Raw genomic sequence first — 24,063 nt, forward strand, 5'->3', positions numbered from 1 at the left:
GGTCAGGCCTCCTCGATCTCCGCCCCCGCGGCCCGCACTCCGACTCGGAGCACCCGCCATCCCGGCCCCAGCTCGGACACCGTCCGCTCGCCGTCCTCGAACGCCAGGAGGGTCGGACCGGAACCGGCCACGCACACCGGGATCCCCGCCTCCTCCAGGTCGGAGAACAGCGCCCTGCTGGCCGGCGCCAGCCGCAGCCTGGCCTGCTGATGGAGCCGATCCTGGAGCGCTTCCCCGAGCAGCTCCGGGCGACGGGTCAGCGCCGCCACCAGGAGCGCCGCCCGGGCCACGTTGAAGGACGCCGCGCTCCGGGGGACCTCGAGGGGAAGCACCCGTCGGGCCTCCTGCGTCGACACACGCTCGTGCTCCGGGATCAGCAGGACCGGGCGGAGCCGGTCCGACGGCTCGAGCGGCTCCGCCTTCCACCCGGACGACGAGAGGTACGCGATGACCGCGCCGCCCCGCAGCGCCGCCGCCACGTTGTCCGCGTGCCCCTCCAGGTCCACCGCCAGCCCCAGGACCCGGTCGTCCGACAGCCCCGCCCCCAGCAGCCGGTTCCCCAGCAGCAGCCCCGCCACCACCGCGGCGGCCGACGACCCCAGGCCCCGCTCCAGCGGGATCCGGTTCGAGCATCGCAGCGAGAACCGCGGGAGCCTTCCCCCGGCCTCCCCGGCCAGATAGGCCATGGTCCGCACGATCAGGTTCGAGTGGTCCTCGGGCAGCTCACCCGCCCCCTCGCCGTCGATGGCGACGCCGGCGGATCCGTCCGTGTCGAGCTCCACGGCGTTGACGAGGTCGAGCGCCAGCCCCAAGCAGTCGAACCCGGGGCCGAGGTTGGCCACGGTGGCGGGGACGCGGACGGTGAGCCTCACGGCCGAAGCGGGGCGCCGGCCGCAGCGGTCATGGCGGACGCGGTCACAGGCCGAGCTCCGCGGCCACGGCCACGGCGTCGGGCGCGACGACGGGAGGGCGGGCGGCGAGGGCCATGGCCCACTCGGGGTCCTTCAGGCCGTGCCCGGTCAGCACGCACACCACGGTCGAACCAGCCCGGAGCCGGCCGCGCGCGGAAAGCTGCAGAAGGCCGGCCACCGAAGCCGCCGACGCCAGCTCGGCGAACAGGCCTTCGGCGGCCAGCCGCCGGTACGCGGTCAGGATCTCCCGGTCCGTCACGGCGTCGATCCCCCCTTCCGACTCCCGCGCCGCGGTCTCCGCCTGCTCCCACGAGGCCGGGTTCCCGATCCTGATCGCGGTGGCGATGGTGGAGGGCCGCTCCACCGGATGGCCGAGCACGATGGGCGCAGCGCCCGCCGCCTGGAACCCGTGCAGCGCAGGCGGCTCGGCGATCACGCCCGCCTCCAGGTACTCTCGGTAGCCCGTCCAGTGGCTGGTGATGTTGCCCGCGTTGCCCACGGGGGTGATGTGGTAGCCGGGGGCCCGGCCCAGCGCATCGCAGATCTCGAACGCCGCGGTCTTCTGGCCCTCCAGCCGGAACGGATTCACGGAGTTCACCAGGGTCACCGGGAAGCGCTCGGCCAGGTCCCGGGCCACGTCCAGCGCGGCGTCGAAGTTCCCCTCGACCTCGAGCACCCTGGCCCCGTGGATCAGGGTCTGGGCCAGCTTGCCCGCCGCCACCTTCCCCGAGGGCACCAGGACCGCGCAGGTCAGGCCGGCCTTGCCCGCGTACGCGGCGGCCGACGCGCTGGTGTTCCCGGTGGAGGCGCACACCACGGCCTTCGCGCCCTCCTCCACGGCCTTGGACATGGCGAGGGTCATGCCGCGGTCCTTGAACGAACCGGTGGGATTGGCCCCCTCGAACTTCAGGAAGACGTCGCAGCCCGTCTCGGCGGACAGGCGGTCCGAGCGCACGAGCGGCGTTCCGCCCTCGCCCAGGGTGATCACCGGCGTGTCCGGCGAGACCGGAAGCCGTTCGCGGTACTCCTCGATCACCCCGCGCCACATCCGGGCGGCCACTACTCGGTCCCTTCGACCCGGAGCACGTTGCGGACCGCCGTCACCGGCGCCAGCTCCCGGAGCTGGCGCACCGTGTTCTGGAGCGAACCCTCCCGCGCCCGGTGCGTGATCAGCACGAGTAGCGCATCGTGGCCCGATCCCTCCTGCCACACGCTCTTGATAGAGACCTCGTTGTCCCCGAACACCCCCGCGATCTGGGCCAGGACGCCGTGGCGGTCCTCCACCTTCAGCAGGAGGTAATAGGCCGCTTCCATGTCGTCCATGGGCCGGATCCGCCGGTCCAGGTAGCAGGTGCATCCGAGGGACCGTCCGCCCAGGGCCAGGTTCCGGGCCACCTGCACCAGGTCCCCCACCACCGCGGTGGCGGTGGGGTCGCCGCCGGCGCCGCGCCCGTACAGCATCAGCTCCCCGACCCGGTCTCCCTCCACGAACACGGCGTTGAACGCGTCCCGGACCGCCGCCAGCGGGTGGTTCGCCGGGATCATCGCCGGGTGGACCCGCACGGCGACGTCCTCGTCCTCGAGCTCGGCGATGGCCACGGGCTTGATCACGTAGCCGAGGGTGCGGGCGTTCCGGATGTCCTCCTGCGCCACCGCCCCGATCCCCTCCCGGTACACGTCGCTCGCCACCACGCGGGTGTTGAAGGCGATCGAGGCCAGGATGGCGCACTTGGCCGCGGCGTCGTGGCCGTCCACGTCGGCGGCCGGATCCGCCTCCGCGTACCCGAGGGCCTGCGCTTCCGCCAGCGCCTCGGGGAACGAAAGCTCGTCCTCCGACATCCGCGTCAAAACGTAGTTGGTGGTCCCGTTGACGATCCCCACCAGCCGGCGGACCCGCTCGCCGGCCAGGGATTCCTTGAGGGGCCGGACCAAGGGGATACCCCCGCCCACGGCGGCCTCGAAGGCCAGGTCCACGCCCGCGGCCTCGGCCCGGTCGAACAGCTCCCGCCCCCACGTGGCCAGGAGCTCCTTGTTCGCGGTGACCACCGGCTTGCCCGCCTCCAGCGCGGCCAGGATCAGCCCGCGCGCCGGCTCCACGCCCCCCATCACCTCGCAGACGACGTCGACGTCGGGGTCCTGGACGACCTTCGTCGGATCGTCGGTGAACCGGGACGCGTCGAGGGGGACGTCTCGGTCGCGGGCGGCATCCCGGACCGCGACGCAGACGATCTCCAGGCGGATGCCCGCGCGCTGCTCCACGTCGCCCGCGTGCTCGGCCAGGAGCCGGGCCACGGCGGACCCGACGGTCCCGCAGCCGAGCATCCCCACACGAACCACTCGCGGCGCGCCCATGGAGCGAGGGTACCGCGGCGGAGGGGCGCGGAGGGACCTCCCGGGGAACGGGACGCGGAGGGTCCCCGCGGAGGGCAGGTCGTCCGGCGGTACCCTCTGGCTCGCCGTGGGCTCCATCGAGGTCGTCGACGTCGAGCACTCGTTCCCCGGAAGGACGCTGTTCTCCGGGGTGTCCTTCCGCGTGCCCTCCGGGAGCCACGTCGCGCTGGTGGGCGCCAACGGGGCGGGAAAGACCACCTTGCTCCGCATGGTGGCGGCCGAGGAGGTTCCGGGCTCCGGCTCCGTGCGGATCGACGGGCGCCTGGGCTACATGCGGCAGTTCGTGGCCTCACACGATCCGGAGGCGACCGTGCGGGACTTCCTGGCCGGCCTCGCGCCGAAGGCCGTGCACCTGGCCCACGACGAGCTCCGCCACATGGAGTTCATCGTGGCCGGACCGCATGGTGGCTCCGCCCGGGACCGGTACGCGCACGCCCTCGCGGCCTGGGGCGACGCGGGCGGCTACGCGTACGAGGTGCTGTGGGACACCTGCGCGCAGTCGGCGCTGGGCGCGGGGTTCGATCGGGTGGGCTTCCGCCCGATCACGACGCTTTCGGGCGGGGAGCAGAAGCGCCTGGCCCTGGAAGCCTTCCTGCGCTCCGAGGACGACGTGCTGCTGCTGGACGAGCCGGACAACTTCCTGGACATCCCGGGAAAGCGGTGGCTCGAGAACCGTCTGAACGCCTCGCGCAAGACCATCCTGTTCGTCAGCCACGACCGGGCCCTGCTGGCGGAAACGGCGCACGCCATCGTCACCATCGAGGGCGGGACCGTGTGGACGCACCACGGCGGCTTCGACACCTACGCCACGGCTCGGGCCGACCGGCTGGAGCGGATCGACGACGAGCGGCGCCGCTACGACGAGGAGCACGAGCGGATCGTTGCGCAGATCCGCGAGTTCAAGCGGCGGGCCGCCCTGAACGAGAAGTTCGCCAAGCGGGCCCGAGCCACCGAGAAGAAGCTGGAGCGCTTCGAGCGCGACCGCGCGCCGCGCACGGCCGTCCGGGAGCAGGACGTCCGCATGGACCTGAGTGGCGGGCGCAGCGGGAAGGTCGTCGTGCGGGCGCGAGGTCTCGCCATCCCGGGCCTGGTGCAGTCGTTCGACACCGAGATCCACTTCGGCGAGCGCGTCGGCGTGGTCGGCTCGAACGGCACCGGCAAGACCCATTTCATGAAGCTCCTGGCGGGCGAGGACATCCGCCATGAGGGCGAGTGGATGCTGGGTGCCCGAGTGAACGCCGCGCTCTTCTCGCAGCTGCACGAGCGGCCGGAGCTGGCCGAGCTCACGCCCGTCGAGGCGCTCCAGAAGGAGGCACTGGACTTCGGGCAGGCCATGCGCGTGCTGAACCGCTACGGCCTGGCCGAGGTGGCCCGGCTGCCGTTCCGGATGCTTTCCGGCGGGCAGCAGGCGCGGTTCCAGATCCTGCTCATCGAGGTCCAGGGGTCCACGCTGCTCCTGCTGGACGAGCCGACGGACAACCTCGACATCGACTCGGCCGAGGCGCTGGAGGAAGCCATCCTGGACTACGAGGGGACCGTGCTCGTGGTGACCCACGACCGGTGGCTGATGCGGTTGCTGGAGCGGTTCCTGGTGTTCGGCGACGACGGCTCCGTCACCGAGGCGCTTGAGCGCCCCTACGTCTGAGTCGCTCCACGGCTCGTCGGGAGGCCAGCCGTCGCGATCACCCGCCGTCGGCGGGCGGGACGAGCCACCGTGACATCAGCATCTCGTCCTCGTAGCCGTAGGACTTCCTGGACTGCCGGTGCAGCCGGCCCTCCTCCACGAATCCGAACTTCCGGTACAGGGCGATGGCCGCCCCGTTGCTCGGGTAGACCTCCAGGCTCACCTTCTCGATGCCCTCGGACCTGGCCCAGCGAAGGGCCGCGGACATCAGCGCGCTGCCGATGCCCTGGCCTCGCCACGCCGCGTCGACGGCCATCCCCAGGGTGGCCACGTGGCGGTTCACGGGATGGGCCAACCGCTCGATGACCAGGTTCCCCACCACGTTGCCCCACGCCACCGCCACCAGCCGGGCGTGCTCGTTCGTCACGGGCTGGCGGAACAGGCGACGGTACCCCCGGGCGGTGAACCGAACCGTCTCCGTGCGGACCCACCGCCGCTCCGCCACCACCGCCCCCCACATCTTCAGGTAGGACACAGCGTCCCTCGGACTGGCGGGCCGGACCACGACGCCGTCGGGTGGCCGTGCGTCGGCCTCCCGCGGGGCCGAGACCTCCAGCCGGTCGAGGTCCGAGGCGTCCTCCCGCCGGAGGAGGAGACGGGCCTCGCCCTGGCGCACCGCCACGACGGCCGGTCGTCCGACCTTGTTGTAGTTGCTCGCCATCGAATACGTGTAGGCCCCGGTGGTCGCGACGGCCACCAGGTCCCCCGAGGTGAGGTCCGCCGGCAGCGGCACGTCTTCCGCCACGACGTCTCCCGACTCGCAGTGCTTGCCCACCACCGTGACCGGCACGGCTTCCGCGGCGCTGGAGCGGCCGGCCAGCGCGAGCGTGTGGCGGGCCCCGTACATCGCCGGCCGGATGTTGTCGGACATCCCGCCGTCCACGGCCGCGAGGGTCCGCCCCGCCGGCGTGCGCTTCACGGAGCCCACCCGGTACAGCGTGAGCGCGGCGTTCGCCACCAGGGCCCGCCCCGGCTCCACCACGACCTCCGGCGCGAGGAGTCCCCGAGCCGCTGCGCCCTCGCGAACGTGCGCCAGGAGCGGGCCGGCGACGTCACGTGGTGCGGGCGAGACCTCGTCCGTGTATGTCGCCCCGAACCCTCCTCCCAGGTCCAGCACCTCTACGCCCACTCCGACGTGTTCCCGGATGTCGACGGCCAGGTCGAGCAGGACGTCCGCCTCCGCCAGAAAGGTCGCCGCGTCGAGCAGCTGCGAGCCCACGTGGGCATGGAGCCCCCGGAACTCGACCCCCGGGAGCGACACGGCCTTCCTCACCGCCTCCAGGGCCTTCCCCCCTTCGATCGGCGTCCCGAACTTGGACTCGGTGCCGCCGGTGTCCACGTACCGGTGGGTGTGGCCCGAGATCCCGGGCGTCACCCGAAGCAGGACCGGCACGGGAGGTCGCCCGTTCCGGCGCGCCACCGCGTCGAGGCGCTCCAGCTCCTCGGCGTTGTCGGCCACCACCACGTCGACGGCCGTTGCAACGGCCAGGTCGAGTTCCTGCAACGACTTGTTGTTGCCATGCATTGCAATTGCACCAGGCGGCGCTCCCGCCCGAAGGCACGCCTCCAGCTCGCCGCCGGTGGCCACCAGCAACCCGAAGCCCTCCGACAAGGCGATCCGGATGAGCTCGTGGGCGGGGAACGCCTTCACCGCGAACAGGACACGCGGGAATGCTGCACGGAAGGCCCGGCATCGTGCCCGAAGGTCGTCCTCGTCCACCACGAGCAGCGGTGTCCCGAACCGTTGGGCGAGGTCCGTGGCCGCCACTCCGGCCACCGACAACCCACTGTCGTCGAAGTTCGCCCCCGCCGGCCAGGGACCGGCTCCCACCACGTCGGGACCTCCCGGCCCCGGCGGCTCACGCACCGGTGCCGGAGCCCTCCGCGGCGCCGGATCTCTCAGTGACGCCGGAGTCATCGGTGGCCTCGGTGTCCTCGTCCACCCGCTCCATCGCCTCCGGCGCGGAGACGCCCAGCAGCCCCAGCACGTTGGCGATGGCCTGCTTCGCCGCCACGCACAGCCACAGCCGGGCCTGGGTGAGCGCGGCGTCGTCCGTGACCACCCGGCACTCCGTGTAGAACCGGTGGAACAAGGCGGCCAAGTCCTCCACGTACCGCGCCAGGCGGTACGGCGCCCGGAGGTTCGCGGCGACCTCCACCTCCTCGGGTAGCTCCGAGATCTTCCGTAGCAGGTCGAGCTCGGCCTCCGCGTCCAGCCGCTCCAGATCCACGGAGTCGATCGGCGCGAGGTCGATCCCCCGCTCCGACGCGTGGCGGATGATGCTGGCGATCCGGGCGTGCGCGTACTGCACGTAGTAGACGGGGTTCTCCAGGCTCTGGCGGGAGACCTCCTCGATGTCGAAGTTGATCGGGGAATCACTGGATCGCGCCAGCAGCGCGTATCGCGCGGCGTCGGCCCCCACCTCGTCCAGCAGCTCGTCGAGCGTGATGAGGTCCCCGGCCCGCTTGCTCATCTTCACCGGTTGGCCCCCGCGGTACAGCGAGACGAACTGGTAGAGGACGAACTCCATGGCCTCCGGGTCGTACCCGAGGGCCTGGGCCGCGCCCCGCACCCGTACCACGTCACCGTGGTGGTCGGCGCCCCACACGTACACCAGCCGGTCGAATCCCCGGCCGAACTTGTCGCGCAGGTACGCCACGTCCTTGGCGAAATACGTGGGAGCGCCGTTGCTCCGGATCAGGACCCGGTCCTTGTCGTCACCGAACTCCGTGGAGCGGAACCACACCGCGCCGTCGGCGTCGTACGCGAACCCCTTCTGCCGCAACAGTTTCACGGCCTCCTCGACCGCGCCCGACTGCTCCAGGTAGGCCTCGGAGAACCACGAGTCGAAATGCACGCCGAACCGGTCCAGCGTCGACCGGATCCACTCGATCATGCGCCGGCGGCTCTCCTCCACGAACCACTTCCGCCGGGCCTCCGGTTCCTCGTGCACGAACCGGTCGCCGACTTCCTCCGCGATCTGCGCCGCGACGTCGTCCACGTACTCGCCGTGGTAGCCGTTCTCGGGGACCTCGGCCGGCACACCGAATCGGGCCAGGTACCGTGCCTCCACCGACTGGCCGAGGAGCTCCATCTGGGTCCCGCTGTCGTTCCAGTAGTACTCGCGCTCGACCCCGAACCCCGCCGCCTCGAGGATGGATGCGATGGCATCGCCGAGCGCGGTGTTGCGCGCGTGCCCGACATGCAGTGGCCCGGTGGGATTGGCCGACACGAACTCGACCTGGGCCCGCTCCCCGGTCGGATCCAGCAGTCCGAACGAGTCGCCCCGCGCGACCACCTCCCGGAGCACGTCGTACAGCCACAGGTGCACCACGTGGAAGTTGATGAAACCGGGCGGGGCAACCTCGGCGGAGGACAGGAAGTCCGCTTTCGGCATCTGGTGGACGATGGCCGCCGCGACCTCGCCGGGGTTCCGCTTCAGCCGGGCCCCCCACGCCATGGCCACGTTCGTGGAGAAGTCCCCGAACCGCTTCTGCGGGGGCCGGATCAGCTCGATCTCGACCGGCGGTTCGGCCCCGAGGTCGGCGGCCGCCCCCGACACAGCTTCACGGATGAGCGCCTTCAGCTTCTTCTCGATCACGGTGGAATCTCGAGGACCTCCGGGACGGACGGGCGCTGAGAGGCCGGTTGCTACACTGGCCGCGGCCCCCGTAGCTCAGAGGATAGAGCACGCGCCTCCGGAGCGCGGTGCGCAGGTTCGAGTCCTGCCGGGGGCACCTACGAAAGGGACGAACGCGGACCCGCGTCGTTCGGTCCCATCAACCCCGGCGCCAGCACCACCTTGACGGCGAGCTGCTTGTTGCGCGGGTCGTATCGAGCCTCGAGGTTGAGCGCTTGGAGGAGCGCACGAAACTCCGCCTCCTCGAGCAGCTCGAAGTCGACATCGACGAGCGGGAGCACGTCGAGCAACTCTGCGGCCTGCTCCGGATCGGGATGATGTGAGGCCGCCCGCTCGGCCGCCTCAATCTGCTGCTGCCGCTTCGCCTTGAGCTGAGAGAGCTCCTCCAGACGCCGGGGATCTCTCCCGGCTCTCTGTCTCGAGGTTCGCGACCTGCCGGCGGATCCGCAGCGTGAGTTCGTCGATCTCGGCTCGGAGGCGATCCACGTCGTGACGTCCCTCGGCTTACGGGTCAGAGCCGGTGAGCGCCTCTCGAAGCAATGGCACGCGATCGGAACCGAACACCCGGTCGGCGAGCCCGTAGAGTTCGCGCCCGGCGTCGGTAAGCACGCGGAGCGGTCCATCCTTCCGCCAGCTGGCAGTGCCCTGGCAGAAGCCAGCCACCCCGCGGGGGTCGTACCCCTCCTGGATAGCGAAGGCTCGAGCATCGTCCTCGTGGAGACGGCCCTCGGGCGCGTCGTAGAAGCGGGGCAGATAGCGGAGCATGCGCTGGAACCGCCAGCCGTATTCGCGGTCCTCCTCTGGCGGGACCGGCTCGATCACCTCGCCGATGAGAGCGGCGAGGTCATCGGCCTGCAGGCACTGGGAGGGATCGGCGCGCCTATCAGGACCGAAGTGAATGCCTTCCGCCTGGAGGACGTCGTGGACGTCGCGAGTGTCCGTCGGATCACTCCAGTGGAACGCGTCGGCTACTCGACCTCCCGCTTTGAGCACCCGATGTGCGTTGAGGACGCCAGGGGTCGTTGCGAGGTGTTGGCCGATGGGCACCTGATGGGAGCCGATGAGCTCGGCTACGTCGCTGTAGGAGGTCCAGGCTCCCAACGGCAGCGCGGCAAGAGCCGCATGCAGACGGCTCCAGTCCCCCCCGCGTGAGGGCTCCTCCACTCCGGCGAGGGGGCCGGGCCAAAGTTTGATCGCACAGCAACCCGCCGGTTCGATCGGGTCGACCGGAAGACAGACGGACAGGTGATGCACGAGTGCGACCCACCCTCACGATCCGGCCGAGGTCGCCCTTCCGCTCTCTCCCTAACCGGACAGCAGCTCGAGTCGACGTGCGGCCGCTTCGAGGTCGGCCCGAAAATCGGCCAATCCGGAAAGCGTGTAGAGGCCGTCGATCGAGCGCTTGTCCCAGAGACTGTGAATCCGACGGAGGTCGGCCTGGCGGCTGAGCCAGCCGATGCCGTCCACCACGGCGAACACGTACTGGTTCGGGAGCCGCACCTCGGCCATGGCCTCGATCTCCCGAGCTGCGTCGGTCAGCTTGCTCCCTGTGGAGTCGAAGCCCTTTATCCCGCAGACGATCTGGGCCCGCTGGCCGCCCTCTGGTATCGCGAGATCGCAGGGCGCCGTCTGGCCCCCACGGCCTCGGAATTGGGTCCGCATCTGCCTGGGCAGTTCGAGATCGTCGACGATCCTCTCGACCTGGTCCTCGACCCTTCGTCCGCGACCGATCGAGCCAGCCGCGCGGAGGCGGGACGCGTAACGCTCAGCCAGAACGTCTGCGAATGACCACCGCCGGACTCGCTGATCCTTCAGCCGCTGAACCAAGCGGAACTCATCGTCGAGAAGGCTCACGAGCTCGGCCGCCTTGGTCTTCGCGAGGCCCTCCCATCCGGGGCTGCCGAATCGATACCTCAGAGTGTTCCGCAGTTGCTCCTGCGTGAGCCCTACGGACAGCCCGAGGATCGGAACCCAGTCGGGGTGCTCACCGATGAGGCTGGCCAGGCTCTTGACGGTGACGCGCGGCATAGCCTCGAGCGTTCGTGCCGCTTCCTCGATCCACGCCCGGGTTTGGTCGTCCAGCTCGACGATGCCGCCAAGGCGACTGATCCCCGCGAGGAAGTCCTCGAAGGGGATGGCGTCCACCTGAGCTACCGGGCCACGAAGATGTACTCGTGCGCCTGCCGGCGCAGAGCGGAAGCGTGCGTGCCGAAGTGGTAGCGGTGCGGGACGGCGTAGCAGTCAACCCGCCGCTTCACCTTTCTCAGGAGACGGCGGATCTCCTCCTCGTCCGGCACTGACTGGGAGTTATAGGAGAGCACGATGATGCTGTCGCTGAATCGGTCGAAGAGATCCCCCAGAGCCTTGACGATCGTGCGCTTGTAGGCGAACGGCGTGAAGCGCTTGCGGAGCTTCTTCGTCGCGGTGTGCTCCATGATCTCCTGCCCCCGCCAGTACACAGAGAGCCCCTCGAGGAAGTGGTAGCGCTTGATGTAGTCGTTGTCATCGCGCGGCGGGGCATAGGGCGGGTCGAAGTAGACGAGGTCGAATCCAGAGGGGTCCACCTCGAAGATGTCCTGGCAGAGGGCGCGGCAGTCCTGTCCGTTGTCGAAGACCACGGTGTTGTACGCCTCTGCCGTCAGGCGGAACTGGTCGCGGAGAGGCATGTGGAGGTTCCGCCGGCCGTCGTCGTAGCGCAGGTCGGTGACCGTGAACACTCCCCGAGGCTGCTTCCTCGCGGCGGCCAGGCACAGGGCGGCGAGAGCGATGTCCCGCTTGTAGGACGGCAGCGACTCGAGGTGGGACCAGGCTCCGTCCAGGAAGGCGTGATCCTCCTGCGAAAAGTAGAGCCCCTCGAAGGTCTTGCGGATGAAGTCGCGGTCGTCGGCAGGGGGTCCGACGATCCGCTCGATGTCCTCGGCCGCGAGCAGCACCTCGGCGTTCTCGACGGTCGCTCGGGCCACGACGGCGGAGAAGTTGAGGAAATCGTTCGTCGTGACCCGCTTCCCCATGGCCTTGAGCGCGTATGATACCACGCCGCTCCCGCTGAAGGCGTCCAGGGCGGAAGAGAAGGGCAGGCCGGCAAGGACGTCGACAAGATGGGGCACGACTCGGTACTTAGAGCCCATGTAACGCAGTCGCGGGAAGACGGACACGCGTGCGAGGGCTTCCTCCACATCGGCCCCGGCTTTCGGCCGTTCCCCAAGTACCTGTGCCATCGATCCCGCCTCAAGCCCGAATGACATCTGTGTAACTTCTACACCGTCCCCCGTCCGGTTGCAAAGCCCGGAGTGCTCCATCCCCTGGCCGGATGAGGCCGGCGTCTCGTATTGCCAGGTAGGCATGCAACCCACTCAAGCAGGTGCCAGTGACACCTCAATCCGGCAGGCGATCTACCTGCGCCCTTTCGACCGTCCGGGCCCTCCCCGAGGGGCCTGTTGCCGCCACGGATGTATCGTCTGGATGCCTAGGACCGGACGAGATCCCGATGTGGGGGACTGGGCGAGACCGCCTCCTGCTTCGCCTCGGACGAAGGGCCCGGCCCTTGCAGGCAGAACGGGTGATGAGCCAAAGAAGGAGAGTGACGTAATGGCATCAACCACGGTGCCGGCCGCAGAAGTAAGGCGCATTCGCACACAGGACGTCGCGGCGAACCCTCACAACCCCGCGCCTGTTCGATGAGGAACCGAGGAGGATCCTGGAAGAGTCGATCCAGAAGCTTGGGATCCGCTCGAGCCGGTCAGGGCTCTCCTTGGGAGCCGCCGCCCGCGGGCCGCAGCCACCGGGCGGCCAGGCGCGTGACCACCGGCATGACCACGTAGGTCATGAGGGTGAGCAGGCAGAACGGGAGCAGCGCCGCCCGGGCCACGAGGGGCCACCCCTTCACGTGCGGGGCGACGAGCGCCAGGAACAGCAGCGCCAGCGGATACAGCGCAGCCAGCGAGACCAGCCACATCTTCCACCGAGGCGGCGGCTTCATGGTGGGGACCCCCGCGCCCGGCAACGTGAACCAGGTCTCCAGGCCGGTGGTGTGCTGGACCCCCCGTTCGGCTTCGATGACGCCCTCGAGTCGAGCCAGCCACTCCTTCCGCTCCCCGGACTCCATCCAGGCGTCGAGCCGTGATCGGTCGGTGAACTGGAACAGGACATGGTAGTCCCGGCTGCCGGGGTCGTGGAGCACGCTGGCGCTCAGATGCCCCGGGAACACGGAGGAGGCCTCGATGATGCCGTGGACCCACTGCCCGAAGTCTCCCTCCCTGCCCGGCCTCACCGTCCGGCTGATCACCGTGGTGACCCGTTCCCCCACCGGCCCGGTGCGGGGCTCGGGGACGGATCCACCCGGCCTCTCCGACGACATGGCGACAGTGTCGCAGCCTGCGCGCGTTGCGAGACACTCTGCCCGTGGTACCCGAGACCCGATACGCCATGGCACCCGACGGCGTGTCCATCGCGTACCAGGTCGTGGGCCAGGGACCCCGCGACCTGGTGTGGGTGCCGGGATGGGTGTCGCACCTGGAGGCGGCGTGGGACGAGCCCACCATGGCCCGGTTCTTCGCCCGCCTGGCCACGTTCAGCCGGCTGATCCTGTTCGACAAGCGTGGCACCGGGCTCAGCGACCGGGTCTCGGAAGCGGAGCTGCCCTCGCTCGAGACGCGGATGAGCGACGTGCTCTCGGTGTGCGACGCGGCCGGGTCGAGCAGCGCGGCGCTCCTGGGCGTGTCGGAGGGCGCGCCGATGTGCGCGCTCTTCGCGGCCACCTACCCCGACCGGACCACGGCCCTCATCCTGTACGGCGGGTACGCGAAGCGCCTGCGGGACGACGACCACCCGTGGGGCGTCACCGAGGAGGACCATCTGGCCCTCCTCGACGAGATCCGCACGGGGTGGGGCGGCCCGGTGGGCCTCGACGTCCGGGCGCCCCACAAGGCACACGACCCCCGGTTTCCCGAGAACTGGGCCCGGTATCTCCGGCTCGGGGCCAGCCCCTCGGCAGCGCTGGCGCTCACCAGGATGAACGCCGAGATCGACGTCCGTGCCGTCCTGCCCACCATCCGTGTTCCCACGCTCGTGTTGCATCGGACGGACGACCGGGCCATTCCGGCCGGGGCAGGCCGCTAGGTGGCGGAGCACATCTCCGGCGCGAGGTACGTGGAGCATCCGGGAGACGACCACCTGCCGTGGGTGGGCGACGCCGAGCGGGTCCTCGGGGAGATCGAGGAGTTCCTGACGGGGATCCGGCCGGGGCCGAGGCCGGACCGGGTCCTGGTCACCGTCCTGTTCACCGACATCGTCGGTTCCACGGACTGGGCCACCCGGCTCGGCGACGAGGCCTGGTCCGACCTGCTCCAGGCGCACCACGACCGCGTCCGGGACCAGCTGGCCGCCCACGCAGGACGGGAGATCGTGACGACCGGCGACGGCTTCCTGGCCGTCTTCGACGGGCCGGCCCGGGCCGTCTCGTGTGCCCGGGCCATCGTGGATGCCGTCCGCGGCCTGGGACTGGAGGTCCGCGCCGGCGTGCACACCGGGGAGGTGGAGCTGGCCGGCGACGACGTGCGCGGACTCGCCGTCCACATCGGGGCGCGGATCGCGGCGCTGGCCGGTCCGGGCGAGGTGCTGGCGTCCCGGACGGTGAAGGACCTCGTCGTCGGCTCGGCCCTGCGGTTCGAGGACCGCGGCACCCACCGACTGAAGGGCGTGCCGGACGAGTGGCAGGTGTTCGCCGTCGTGAGCTGACCTCCGACACCCCGCCGATCGGCCGGGCCCGCGCGTTCGCGCCTGTTAGGACGGCTCGGAGACCGGGCGGCCCGGGCGGACCATGGTCCCGGGTGGGCACAGCCAGGTCATGACGTCCACCGCCAGGCGGCCCGCGCGGACGGCGGGGTCCTGCTCGGCGAGCCGGCGGGCCTCCTCGAGCGACCCCGTGCGGTAGAACGTGATGCCCCGCAACGATGGATCGGGCTGGTCCAGCACCGGACCGTTGGTCACGATCCGCCCCGCGGCGCGAAGGGACTCCTGGTACGCGAGATGCTCACGCTGGATGCGTTCGAGGGTCTCCTCGTCGTACGAGGCGGCATCGGGCGGCCTGCGCAGGATGACCAGCTCGAACGCCTCGAGCTCCATGGAATCGAAGTCTATCCGGCGGCCGTTCCGCGCCGGCGCGGGCTCGAGTCAACTCGGGGAGGCCGCCGGATGGCGGCTTCAGGGAGTGTCGGGATCCGACGGTGCGTCGGACTCGTGCGCGTCGGACTCGTCGGTGTCGTCGACGTCCGTTGGCGCGTCGGGGTCATCCGGCACCACGTACTCCTCCGGCGGCAGCAGGCCGGCGGCCCGGAGGTCGCGGCGTTGGCTTCGGGCCAGGCGGCGCTCCTCCCGAGCGGCGATCTTCCGCTCCCGGACGTTCCGCCGTTGGCGTTTGCCGTATGTCTCTGGCATCGGATGCCTCCCCCCGTGGGGATGGGCGATCGGCTAGTAGCGCGGGACCGGCCGGCGGATCGAGGGGGCGCTGTGGAGCCAGCACGTCGGCGATTCGTTGTAGACGGACAGCACGGTGCTACAGCCCGGATACTCGCAGGCGCGGCCCTTGGCGGATCGCCGCTGGGCCTTGCCCGGAGACGCCGAGCCGTATTCGATCCCGTGCGCCGTCTTCGCCATCGTCGATGACTCCCCTCTGGCCGAGGCCGAGTTTTAGGTCGGTCGAGAGCCAGGGCGATGCGAGATCCACCCGTGGCAGCTCGGCGCGAACCCTCGAAGGGCCTTCGAGGAATCCAGCGTACTAGGTTGCCCGGCCCCCGGCGGGCGAGGTGCGAACCCCGGCCGGAACGCGCTCGGCGGCGTGCTCAGCGTCCTCGTCCGGGCCGCCCGTGCAGGAGCGACCGGCGGCCGCGCTTGGAGGTGAACACCGTCCGGGCAGGCGCGACCGTCATGCCGTCCTGGCGGAACTCGTCCTCCAGCTTCAGCTTTGCGGCGATCCTGCTGACGTCGGCCTGCTGCTCGGGGAGCACCAGCGTCGTCCCGATGCCGCTGCGCCCCGCGCGGGCCGTACGGCCCACCCGGTGCACGTACGCAGTGTGGTCCTCCGGCGGGTCGTAGTTGACGACGTTGGCGATGCCGTCCACGTGGATGCCCCGGGCCGCCACGTCGGTGGCCACCAGCGCCTGTACCGCGCCGGAGCGGAACCGGGCCAGCGCCCGCTCCCGCTGGGACTGGGCCAGGTCACCGTGCATCGCCGCGGCCTGCACGTCGTGGGCGCGGAGCCGTTGCACCAGGCGGTCGGCTCCACGCTTGGTCCGGACGAACACCAGCACCGGGCCGGACTCGTTCTGGATCAGGCGGGCCAGCGACGCCACCTTGCCCTCGGCCGTCACCGGAACGAACCGATGCTCGGCCTCGTCCACGGTGACCCGATCGGATTCCACCTCGTGGAGGACGGCGCCGGGTGCGAACCGGCCGGCCAGCCTGCCGACCTCGCCGTCGAGGGTGGCGGAAAGGAACAGGGTCTGCCGCTGGGCCGGGATCCGCCGCACGATGGCGTCGACCTGGGGCAGGAAGCCCATGTCGAGCATCCGGTCGGCCTCGTCGAGCACGAGGATCCGTACCCCGTCGAGCGAGACGAGCTTGCGGGTGGCGAGGTCCTCCAGGCGTCCGGGCGTCGCCACCAGGATGTCCGCCTTCCGGGCGGCGTCGCCGGAGGCCTTGACCCCGGTGCCGCCGTAGGCCGCCGCGACCCGCAGGTTCCTGGTCGCAGCGAGCGGCCGGATCTCCTCCAGGATCTGCACGGCAAGCTCGCGGGTGGGCGCGAGGACGAGCGCCACCGGCCGGCCTGAGCCGCGCTCGATGCGCTGGACGATGGTGACGGCGAACGCGAGCGTCTTGCCGGAGCCGGTTCGGGAGCGGGCCAGGATGTTCCGCCCGGCCAGCCCGTCCGGAAGGACCATCGACTGGATGGGGAACGGCTCCTCGATGCCGCGGCGCTTCAGATCGCGCACGATGGATTCGGATACGCCGAGATCGGCGAACGAAGGGGACTGCATGGTTCCAACCTTTCCTGCGGCACACGACCGCGGTGTCGGGAGGGTTCAACTTCGACCCGGACCGCCGGAAAGGAGGTACTGGAGAAGAGAAACCTCACGGGGCGACGGCGCCGCCCCTCGGGAATCAGGATACCCGGTTCGAGGGGCCGTGCCTCGCATTCCTGCCACGTTCATCGGGCGATCCGGAGCTTCCCTGTAGGCTTCGGGGTGTGGACCCAGCACGCCGAGAGGCACTGATCGCGCGGTACCGGGAGGGACCGGCCGTGGTGACGGCCGCCCTGGAAGGGGCCGGCGACGAGGAGCTCGACCATCGGCCGGCGGATGGTGGGTGGTCCCCCCGGGAGGTCGTCCATCACCTGGGGGACAGCGAGATGACCTCGGGGATCCGGCTGCGCAAGCTCTTGGCCGAGGACGCCCCGACGATCCAGGGCTACGACGAGGCGGAGTACGCCCGCCGCCTCCACTACGCGTCGCGGCCCATCGGGCCGTCGCTGACGGCGATGCAGGCGGCCCGCGAGGCCACCGTTCCGGTCCTCGAGCTGCTCGGCGAGGTGGACTGGAGCCGCGCGGGGACCCACGAGGAGAGCGGCCCGTACTCGGTGGAGACGTGGCTCGAGATCTATGCCGTGCACGCGCACGATCACGCCGAGCAGATCCGCCGCGCCCTCGCGGAGAGCCGCGCCGCCCGGGCGCGCTGAACGCCGCGCGCCGCGCGCCGGGAGCTGTGGCCCGTGGGCGGGGGGCAGGAGGACGTCGAGGCGAGGGCGAAACGACGGCGCCGGCTCCTGTTCCGCGTCGCGCTCCAGCTACTCGCGCTGGGGGCCGTCGCCTTCGTGTTCCTGCGGGAACGCCACCTGTTCGCCGGATTCGGCTCCACCATGTCCCGGATCACCTGGTACTGGCTGGTGCTGGCCCTGGTCGCCGAGCTGGCCTCCATCGTTCCCCTGGCCGAGGCCCAGCGCCCGGTCCTGTCGGTGGGCGGGGTGTCCGCGCCGCGTGGACAGATGATCCTGGTCACCCTGGCCAGCAACGCCATCTCGATGTCCGTGCCCGGTGGGGTGGCCGTGGCGGAGGGCTACGCGTACAACCGGTACCGGCGGTTCGGCGCGAGCCAGGCGGTGGCGGCGTGGGGGGAGCTGGCGGCGGGGGCGCTGGCGTTCTGCGCGCTGGCGGGCATCGCGCTGACCGGCGCGATCATCGACGCCGGAGGCATCGCGGCCGTCCTGCTCCCCGTGCTCTCGGTGGTGTTCGCGGGGTCGGCCGCCGCCGCCGCGGTCTTCCGCCACCCTCACGTCCTGGTGGCGTGGGTGGAGTGGATCGAGGGACACCTCGGCAGGCACCTCGGAGGCCTGGTGGCCCGGGCCAGCACCCGGGTCCGCGACATCGCCCGGGGGCTCCGGGGCGTGCACCCCACCGTTCCTCAGTGGGTGGCGGCGTTCTGGCTGTCCGCGTTGAACTGGCTCCTGGACGTGGCCTGCCTGGCGTTCGCGTTCCTGGCGGTGGGCGGCCCCGTCCCGTGGGGCGCGGTGTTCCTCGCCTTCGCCGGGACCAAGGTGGTCTCGAGCATCGGGATCACCCCGGGCGGGCTCGGCATCGTCGAGGGCGGGCTGGTGGCGACGTTCGTCGCCTACGGCGCGGACGGCGCGACCGCCGTGGCCGCCGTCGTCGTGTACCGGGCCCTCACCCTGGTTGGCCTGGTCGGGGTGGGCTGGGTGGTGGTCGGGGTCCAGGCCCTGCGGGCGAAGCGGCGGTCGTGAGGCCCTTCGCCCGCCGGGTCAGGCCAGTAGCACTTCCAGGACGTCTCGAACCTCGGCCGGGTCGAACTCGAGGGTGGCGTCGCCGACCTCCAGCTCGACCTCCTGGACTCCGGGGGCGGCGGTGGGCTCCGGGCGCGGCCACGTCCAGATCCCGTCCTCGCGGGCCAGCCGGAGCGAGGCGGCGCGCAGCCGGTCGGCCGGCGCGTGGAGCAGCAGGTGCATCGTCCCGGCCGGCGGCGGATCGGGAACGACCTCCAGGCCGGGCAGGTCGCCGACGGCCGCGGCGATGGCCCGGGCGTGTTCGACGTACCTCGGCATCGAGGGAAGGCGGCGGCGCATGCTGGCCAGCGCGGACGCCGCGTAGGGCCACAACGCGAACAGGGTCCCGCCGTGGCGCCGCCGCCACTCGCGGACCTCGGCCACGATGTCCTCCGGGCCGGCCACGCAGGAGCCGGTGATGCCGCCGAGCTGCTTGTAGAACGACACGTAGACGGTGTCGAACGGCTCGGCGATCTCGGCCAGGGTCCGCTGGTAGAACGGCCCGCAGCCCCACAGCCGCGCGCCGTCCATGTGGACCGCGGCGCCGCGGCCGTGCGCCCATTCGACCTGCGCGACGAGGTCGTCCCAGGCGGGAAGCGGTCCCCCGATCTCGCGCTGCGGGAGCTCCAGCAGCAGCGCGGCGGGTCGCTCGGCCACGCCCTGGAGGTCCTCCAGCGCCAGCAGCCGGTGCGCGTCCCCCGCGGGCCGTCCGACCAGCCCGTGCAACCGCTCGTATCCCTTTCCCTCGTGCACGTCGAGGTGGCAGGTGGGGTGGAACACCACCGTCCGGCTCCCCCGGCGGTCGGCATGGACCCGAAGCGTGATCTGCTGGGCCATGGTCCCGCTGGGCAGGAACACGCCCGCGGGCTTCCCCAGCAGCGTGGCCACCTCGGCCTCGAGCTCCGCGACGACCCCGCCCTCGCCGTAGCGGTCGGGGGCGATCTCGTCGGGAAGCTCGCTCAGCAGGTCCGCAGGGGACCGGAACCCGTGGCCGTACAGGAAGCGGGTGCACGACGCGCGAAGCGCCTGTTCTTCCTGGGCGGAGAGGTCCGTTTCCACTTCGACCGAGAGGCTACCCCGTACCGGAGGCCCCGGGTCCGGTGAGCCGCCGGTCCCCGGTCGCCGTGAGGACGAACACCTGCCAGTTGTAGTACTCGAAGAACGCGCGGGGGTCGTTCGCCATCCGGCGCGCGTACAGGAGCACGGCGGACACGTACGGGAGCGCGTGGTTGTACGCGTACAGCGCGCGCGTAGTCGCCGGGCGCGCCGGAGGCGTGGAGGTAGTTCGCGGCCCCGAGGATCGCGTCGTGCGGGTCGTGGACGTCACCGCCCAGGCCGTACGCCGCCCAGGTGGACGGGATGAATTGCATGGGCCCCTGGGCGCCCGCCGAGCTGGCGGAGACGACCCGGCCAAACTTCGACTCGATGTAGTTCACCGCGGCCAGGACGGTCCACGACACGTGGAACCGCCGCTGGGCCTCGCGGTAGTAACCGAGGAGCACGCGCGCCGGCAGAGGTGCCTCGGTCCGCAGGGCCACCGGCGTGCGGTGGGTGGGACGATGGGCCAGCGAGAACAACCGCATCCCGGCGGCCACGTCGGTCCGGGCCTCTGAGGCAAGGCCGTCCGGGAGGCGGGCGATGACCCGGCCCGCCAGCGTGGGGTCTTGATCCAGCTCGCGATAGATGCGCTGCTGGAACAGCGCCAGCAGGACCACGGGCCGGGGCGGCGGCCACGAATCGACGCCTCCTCCCGACCGCCAGTCGTCGATCGCGGCGCGCAGGGCGAACGTGGTTCGGGCCAGCACGCGGGCCAGGGCGGCCGGGTCCCCCGGGATCGGTTCGTCGGCCTGCGAGAGGGACCGCGACGGGCGCGGGACGGGAGGGTTCGACGTGGCCGGGACCTGGGGAGTGGGCGACGGGACGTCGAGCGTCCCGGGCGCCGCGGGGGTTCGGTCCGCGGGACCCGGCGCGACGGACCCGCACCCGGCGGCGAGCACCAGCGCCGCCCCGAGCACAGCACAGGGGAGCCGGATCGTGGCGGCCCGGAACCGGATCATGGCCCCCCATTGTCTCGCCGGGTCTCGCCGGGGCGAGGAGCGAGGGGGACGCGGTGCGGCCCCTTCGCGACCGGCTACGCGGCCGAACGCCACACCGTGCGGACGAGAGCGTCCTCGATGTCCTTCTCCACCGACGTGGAGAAGCCCGAGGACAGGATGGAGAACTCCGCCCACTCCCCCGTCCGCTTCAGCAGCACGAAGCCCGACAGCGCGGAGATGTTGTCGAGGGTCCCCGTCTTGGCCTGGACCGGCACGCTTCCCAGCCGGTCCTCGAGCGTCCCCTCGCCGGGTTGCGGCAGCGAGTCCCGGAGGGCCTGTCCCCACGGCGCGGTGTCCGCGAACTCCAGCAGGTGCACCATCCCCGCCGCGGTCACCCGGTCCGCGTAGGACAGGCCCGAGGAGTCGTAGGAGGTCACCGTCGCGCCGTGGGCGGCGGCGAACGCCTCGATGGCCGCGGCGCCCTTCGAGATGGTCCCGGGGACTCCGGACCGGGCCACGCCCAGCAGCTTCCCAAGCACCTCGGCGTCGAAGTTCACGGAGTCGAAGTTCTGGTGGGCCAGCAGCACCTCGAGCGGCGCGGACAGCACGCTGGTGATCGGCTCGAGGTGTCCGCCGGGCTGCCCCGCCCCCGGCTTCCCGACCACCTGCACGCCGTGGTTCCTCAGTCGCCGGGTGAGATCGGCGGCGGCGAGGCGCTCCGGGTCGGAGACATGCGTGCCGTGGACCTGGTTCCCCTGGAACGTGAGCGCGGATGGCAGCGCCACCTCCTCCGCCGGGAACTCCGGCTTCCATCCAGGGGCGAACCAGTCGTGCGAGAAGAACCCCGTGCTGCCCATGACCGAGCCCTGGATCGTCCGGATGCCGGCGGCGGCGATCTGGGCGGCCAGCCGGCTCATGGTGGGCTTGCGGACCTCCGGGTTGCCGTGGCCGAGGATCCACAGGTCGCCGGGCACGACCCCCTGGTCGACCTGGGAAGCGGCCGCGGTGGTGGGGATGCGGTAGTCGGGTCCCAGCTGGTCCAGCAGGGCCAGGGACAGCAGCAGCTTCTCGTTGGAGGCCGGCGGGTGCGCCACGGTGCTCTCGCGTTCGAACACCGTCGATCCGCTGCTCGCCACCAGTACCGAGGTCGAGTGCCCGGCGGTCAGGCGGTCGATCCGCACCATCCAGGCGGCCTCGACCACGCTGAGGGTGCGTGTCGAGCTCACGCCGTCGGTGTTCAGATCGTCCTGGTGGGTCCACACGGCGCGAAGCGGAACCTGGGTGCCGATGGCCGACCATCCGTAGCAGAGCTTCGCGCTGGTTGCGGAGGAGGGATCGAGCGTCTGCTGCGCGATGCCCTGCCATCCGGAGGACCCCGGCCCCTGGTCCTGGATGGAGACCGCCTGGCCCGGGCGCGGCGGCGCCACGGTGACGTCGATCGTCGTGCAGTTCCCCGCGCCGAGCGGGTTCCGGCTGAGCCGGGCAGTCACCCTCGCCGAGACCTCCGTCACCGCAGCGTTCGATGTGACCGCGTCGCACGCCCCGCTCGGCGACGAGGCAGCCGGCAGGGACACCTGGTAGCTGCTGGAGAACTGGGGCTTCTGGTAGAACGCGAAGGACCCGTCCGCCGCGGTGGTCTTCGTGGCCAGGACGGTCCACGTCGTTTGGCCCGGCTGCTGGCCCTGGAGCTGGGCCTGCCGGTCCGCCACGCACGACGGGTCCGACTGGATGGCACCGGTCAGCCGGACGAATCCGCCGAACCTGATCTGGCCGCTCGATGCCGTGAGCGAGGCCGAGCCCGGCTGCACGGGCCCGGAGGCGACCGCCGCCGAGGTCGCCGGCAGCACCATGGCCAGCGTCAGGGCGACGGTCAGCAGCGCGCGGCGCAGCACCTGCGAATTCCCCCCCAGCGAATGGACATTTCGCCGCATTCTGCCCCGAGATGGCCCGTTGCTCAAGGGGGCATTCGGGCCAATCTCGGGTCCGGTCGGTGACTACACTGTGCCCGTGGCCGACAGGACGAGCACGGGCGAGGCCATCGCGGAGGCCGTGGAGCGGGCCCGGTCGGGCGGTCCCGAGAAGTACCACCAGAAGCTGGCCGAGCAGGGGAAGCTCTTCGTCCGGGAACGTCTTCGCCTGCTGCTCGACGACGAGGGCTCGTTCGCGGAGGAAGGACTCCTGGTGTCGGCGCTGGCCGGCGAGCTCCCCGCGGACGGGGTGGTGACCGGAGTCGGGCTGGTGGGTGGACGCCCCGTCGCGGTCATGGCCAACGACCCCACCGTGAAGGCCGGCTCGTGGGGGCCGGGAACGGTCGAGAAGATCATCCGCATCATCGAGCTGGCCCGCCAACGCAGGATTCCCATCGTCTATCTGGTTGACAGTGCGGGGGCACGCATCACCGACCAGGTCCGGATGTTCCCGGGCCGCCGGGGCGCCGGGAAGATCTTCTTCAACCAGGTCCAGGCCAGCGGTCGCATCCCGCAGGTGTGCTGCCTGCTGGGACCCTCGGCGGCCGGGGGCGCCTACATCCCCGCGTTCTGCGACGTGGTGTTCATGCAGGAACGGAACGCGTCCATGTATCTGGGCTCGCCCCGCATGGCCGAGGAGGTCATCGGCGAGAAGGTGTCCCTGGAGGAGATGGGCGGGGCCCGCATGCACTGCGAGGTCAGCGGGTGCGGCGACCTGCTGGTGCCCGACGACAAGGCGGCCATCGAGGCGGCCCGCGCATACCTCGCGTACTTCCCGTCGAACTACTCCGAGCAGCCGCCGGTGGTGGAAGGCCGCCCCGCCGCATACCGCGGCTCGCTGGCCGGCCTGGTCCCCGAGGACGAGTCGAAGTCGTTCGACATGTACGCGCTGATCGCCGGTGTGGCGGACGAGGAGTCGTTCTTCGAGGTCAAGCCGGCCTACGCGAAGGAAGTCATCGTGGGGCTGGGCCGCCTCGACGGACACGTGGTGGGCGTGGTGGCCAACCAGCCGTTGCACAAGGGCGGCGTGCTGTTCGTGGACTCGGCGGACAAGGCGGCCCGGTTCATCTGGCTCTGCGACGCGTTCAACATCCCGCTGGTGTTCCTGGCCGACGTCCCGGGGTTCATGATCGGGTCGGCCGTGGAGCGGCAGGGCATCATCCGCCACGGGGCGAAGCTCATCACCGCGGTGTCGGAGGCCACCGTTCCGAAGCTGTGCGTCGTGGTTCGCAAGGCCTACGGCGCGGGGCTGTACGCGATGGCCGGGCCGGGGTTCGAGCCCGACGCCACCATCGCGCTGCCCACCGCCCGCATCGCGGTGATGGGCCCGGAACCGGCCGTGAACGCCGTGTACTTCAACCGGATCCAGGCCATCGCGGAGCCGGCCGAACGCGAGGCGTTCGTCGCCGACAAGCGCCGCGAGTACGAGGAGGACATCGACCTCCTGCACCTGTCGTCGGAGAACGTGGTCGACGCGGTGGTGCAGCCGGACGAGCTCCGGGGCGAGCTGATCCGCCGGCTCGCCTACACGTCCGGCAAGGAGCGGCACTTCAGCGGACGCCGCCACGGGGTGCCCCCGGTTTGAGCTCGCATCCGTTTCACGG

The 24,063-nt window shown here is 71.2% G+C and carries 21 protein-coding genes, 1 tRNA gene and 1 pseudogene; 6 read left to right on the forward strand and 17 right to left on the reverse strand.

Features of this window, described 5'->3' with window-relative positions; all coding sequences use genetic code 11:
- Positions 1-2 precede the first annotated feature (2 nt).
- The 3 genes from thrB to M3Q23_07730 are packed head-to-tail and all read right to left on the reverse strand — an operon-like array spanning position 3 to position 3,263.
- Positions 3-872: a homoserine kinase gene (gene thrB, locus M3Q23_07720; GenBank protein MDP9341977.1), complete on the reverse strand. Its 870-nt coding sequence runs from the start codon at positions 870-872 to the stop codon at positions 3-5.
- Positions 873-915: 43 nt separating this feature from the next.
- Complete coding sequence (gene thrC / locus M3Q23_07725; GenBank protein ID MDP9341978.1) at positions 916-1,959, reverse strand: threonine synthase; 1,044 nt, start codon at positions 1,957-1,959, stop codon at positions 916-918.
- Between the two features lie 11 nt (positions 1,960-1,970).
- Positions 1,971-3,263: a homoserine dehydrogenase gene (locus M3Q23_07730; GenBank protein ID MDP9341979.1), complete on the reverse strand. Its 1,293-nt coding sequence runs from the start codon at positions 3,261-3,263 to the stop codon at positions 1,971-1,973.
- 106 nt (positions 3,264-3,369) lie between these two features.
- Here M3Q23_07730 and M3Q23_07735 point away from each other — a divergent pair, with 106 nt between their 5' ends.
- Positions 3,370-4,947, forward strand: a complete 1,578-nt coding sequence (locus M3Q23_07735; protein ID MDP9341980.1) for an ATP-binding cassette domain-containing protein — start codon at positions 3,370-3,372, stop codon at positions 4,945-4,947.
- A gap of 37 nt (positions 4,948-4,984) precedes the next feature.
- Here the strand turns inward: M3Q23_07735 and lysA are convergent, their stop codons facing one another.
- The gene (lysA, locus tag M3Q23_07740) at positions 4,985-6,853 is read right to left on the reverse strand and encodes a diaminopimelate decarboxylase (GenBank protein ID MDP9341981.1); all 1,869 of its coding nucleotides are present in this window, start codon (positions 6,851-6,853) and stop codon (positions 4,985-4,987) included.
- Positions 6,846-8,588, reverse strand: a complete 1,743-nt coding sequence (argS, locus tag M3Q23_07745; protein MDP9341982.1) for an arginine--tRNA ligase — start codon at positions 8,586-8,588, stop codon at positions 6,846-6,848. The genes lysA and argS overlap by 8 nt, the downstream gene beginning before the upstream one ends.
- 64 nt (positions 8,589-8,652) lie before the next feature.
- On the opposite strand from argS, the gene M3Q23_07750 reads away from it, so the two are divergent.
- Positions 8,653-8,724: transfer RNA gene (locus M3Q23_07750), tRNA-Arg, on the forward strand.
- A gap of 1 nt (position 8,725) precedes the next feature.
- Here M3Q23_07750 and M3Q23_07755 read toward each other — a convergent pair.
- The 5 genes from M3Q23_07755 to M3Q23_07775 form a co-directional block, all read right to left on the reverse strand.
- Positions 8,726-8,917 carry a hypothetical protein gene (locus M3Q23_07755; GenBank protein ID MDP9341983.1) on the reverse strand — a complete coding sequence of 64 codons (192 nt, stop codon included), beginning with the start codon at positions 8,915-8,917 and terminating at the stop codon, positions 8,726-8,728.
- Positions 8,918-9,131: 214 nt separating this feature from the next.
- Positions 9,132-9,881 carry an MGMT family protein gene (locus M3Q23_07760; GenBank protein MDP9341984.1) on the reverse strand — a complete coding sequence of 250 codons (750 nt, stop codon included), beginning with the start codon at positions 9,879-9,881 and terminating at the stop codon, positions 9,132-9,134.
- Positions 9,882-9,932: 51 nt separating this feature from the next.
- Positions 9,933-10,772, reverse strand: coding sequence for a hypothetical protein (locus M3Q23_07765; GenBank protein MDP9341985.1), 840 nt, complete (start codon positions 10,770-10,772; stop codon positions 9,933-9,935).
- Between the two features lie 5 nt (positions 10,773-10,777).
- Positions 10,778-11,755, reverse strand: coding sequence for a DNA adenine methylase (locus tag M3Q23_07770; GenBank protein MDP9341986.1), 978 nt, complete (start codon positions 11,753-11,755; stop codon positions 10,778-10,780).
- A 611-nt stretch (positions 11,756-12,366) separates the two neighbouring features.
- Entirely contained in the window at positions 12,367-12,984 is a 618-nt protein-coding gene (locus tag M3Q23_07775) for an antibiotic biosynthesis monooxygenase (GenBank protein ID MDP9341987.1), read from the reverse strand.
- A 68-nt stretch (positions 12,985-13,052) separates the two neighbouring features.
- Between M3Q23_07775 and M3Q23_07780 the strand changes: the two are divergent.
- A pseudogene (locus M3Q23_07780) lies at positions 13,053-14,363 on the forward strand (adenylate/guanylate cyclase domain-containing protein).
- Between the two features lie 45 nt (positions 14,364-14,408).
- On the opposite strand, the gene M3Q23_07785 reads toward M3Q23_07780, so the two are convergent.
- The 4 genes from M3Q23_07785 to M3Q23_07800 form a co-directional block, all read right to left on the reverse strand.
- Positions 14,409-14,750 carry a YciI family protein gene (locus M3Q23_07785; GenBank protein ID MDP9341988.1) on the reverse strand — a complete coding sequence of 114 codons (342 nt, stop codon included), beginning with the start codon at positions 14,748-14,750 and terminating at the stop codon, positions 14,409-14,411.
- Between the two features lie 78 nt (positions 14,751-14,828).
- Positions 14,829-15,062: a hypothetical protein gene (locus M3Q23_07790; GenBank protein ID MDP9341989.1), complete on the reverse strand. Its 234-nt coding sequence runs from the start codon at positions 15,060-15,062 to the stop codon at positions 14,829-14,831.
- 33 nt (positions 15,063-15,095) lie between these two features.
- On the reverse strand, positions 15,096-15,281 hold the full coding sequence (locus M3Q23_07795; protein ID MDP9341990.1) for a hypothetical protein: 186 nt from the start codon (positions 15,279-15,281) through the stop codon (positions 15,096-15,098).
- Between the two features lie 185 nt (positions 15,282-15,466).
- Positions 15,467-16,660: a DEAD/DEAH box helicase gene (locus tag M3Q23_07800; GenBank protein MDP9341991.1), complete on the reverse strand. Its 1,194-nt coding sequence runs from the start codon at positions 16,658-16,660 to the stop codon at positions 15,467-15,469.
- 209 nt (positions 16,661-16,869) lie between these two features.
- On the opposite strand from M3Q23_07800, the gene M3Q23_07805 reads away from it, so the two are divergent.
- Together M3Q23_07805 and M3Q23_07810 are read left to right on the forward strand one after the other, a co-directional pair.
- Positions 16,870-17,358 (forward strand): DinB family protein, encoded by a 489-nt coding sequence (locus tag M3Q23_07805; GenBank protein MDP9341992.1) that lies wholly within the window; start codon positions 16,870-16,872, stop codon positions 17,356-17,358.
- 33 nt (positions 17,359-17,391) lie between these two features.
- Positions 17,392-18,417, forward strand: coding sequence for a flippase-like domain-containing protein (locus M3Q23_07810; protein ID MDP9341993.1), 1,026 nt, complete (start codon positions 17,392-17,394; stop codon positions 18,415-18,417).
- A gap of 18 nt (positions 18,418-18,435) precedes the next feature.
- Here M3Q23_07810 and M3Q23_07815 read toward each other — a convergent pair whose 3' ends face one another.
- The 3 genes from M3Q23_07815 to M3Q23_07825 all read right to left on the reverse strand — a co-directional run bounded on the left by M3Q23_07815 (position 18,436) and on the right by M3Q23_07825 (position 22,384).
- Positions 18,436-19,515: a beta-eliminating lyase-related protein gene (locus tag M3Q23_07815; protein MDP9341994.1), complete on the reverse strand. Its 1,080-nt coding sequence runs from the start codon at positions 19,513-19,515 to the stop codon at positions 18,436-18,438.
- Complete coding sequence (locus M3Q23_07820; GenBank protein MDP9341995.1) at positions 19,416-20,513, reverse strand: lytic transglycosylase domain-containing protein; 1,098 nt, start codon at positions 20,511-20,513, stop codon at positions 19,416-19,418. Before M3Q23_07820 ends, M3Q23_07815 begins: the two co-directional genes overlap by 100 nt.
- A gap of 74 nt (positions 20,514-20,587) precedes the next feature.
- Positions 20,588-22,384 (reverse strand): D-alanyl-D-alanine carboxypeptidase, encoded by a 1,797-nt coding sequence (locus tag M3Q23_07825; GenBank protein MDP9341996.1) that lies wholly within the window; start codon positions 22,382-22,384, stop codon positions 20,588-20,590.
- Positions 22,385-22,499: 115 nt separating this feature from the next.
- Between M3Q23_07825 and M3Q23_07830 the strand changes: the two genes are divergently transcribed.
- A complete protein-coding gene (locus tag M3Q23_07830; protein MDP9341997.1) occupies positions 22,500-24,044 on the forward strand; it encodes an acyl-CoA carboxylase subunit beta in 1,545 nt (514 codons plus the stop codon).
- The last annotated feature ends 19 nt before the right edge of the window (positions 24,045-24,063 follow it).

The sequence above is a fragment of the Actinomycetota bacterium genome (assembly GCA_030774015.1).
Lineage (GTDB): Bacteria > Actinomycetota > UBA4738 > UBA4738 > JACQTL01 > JALYLZ01.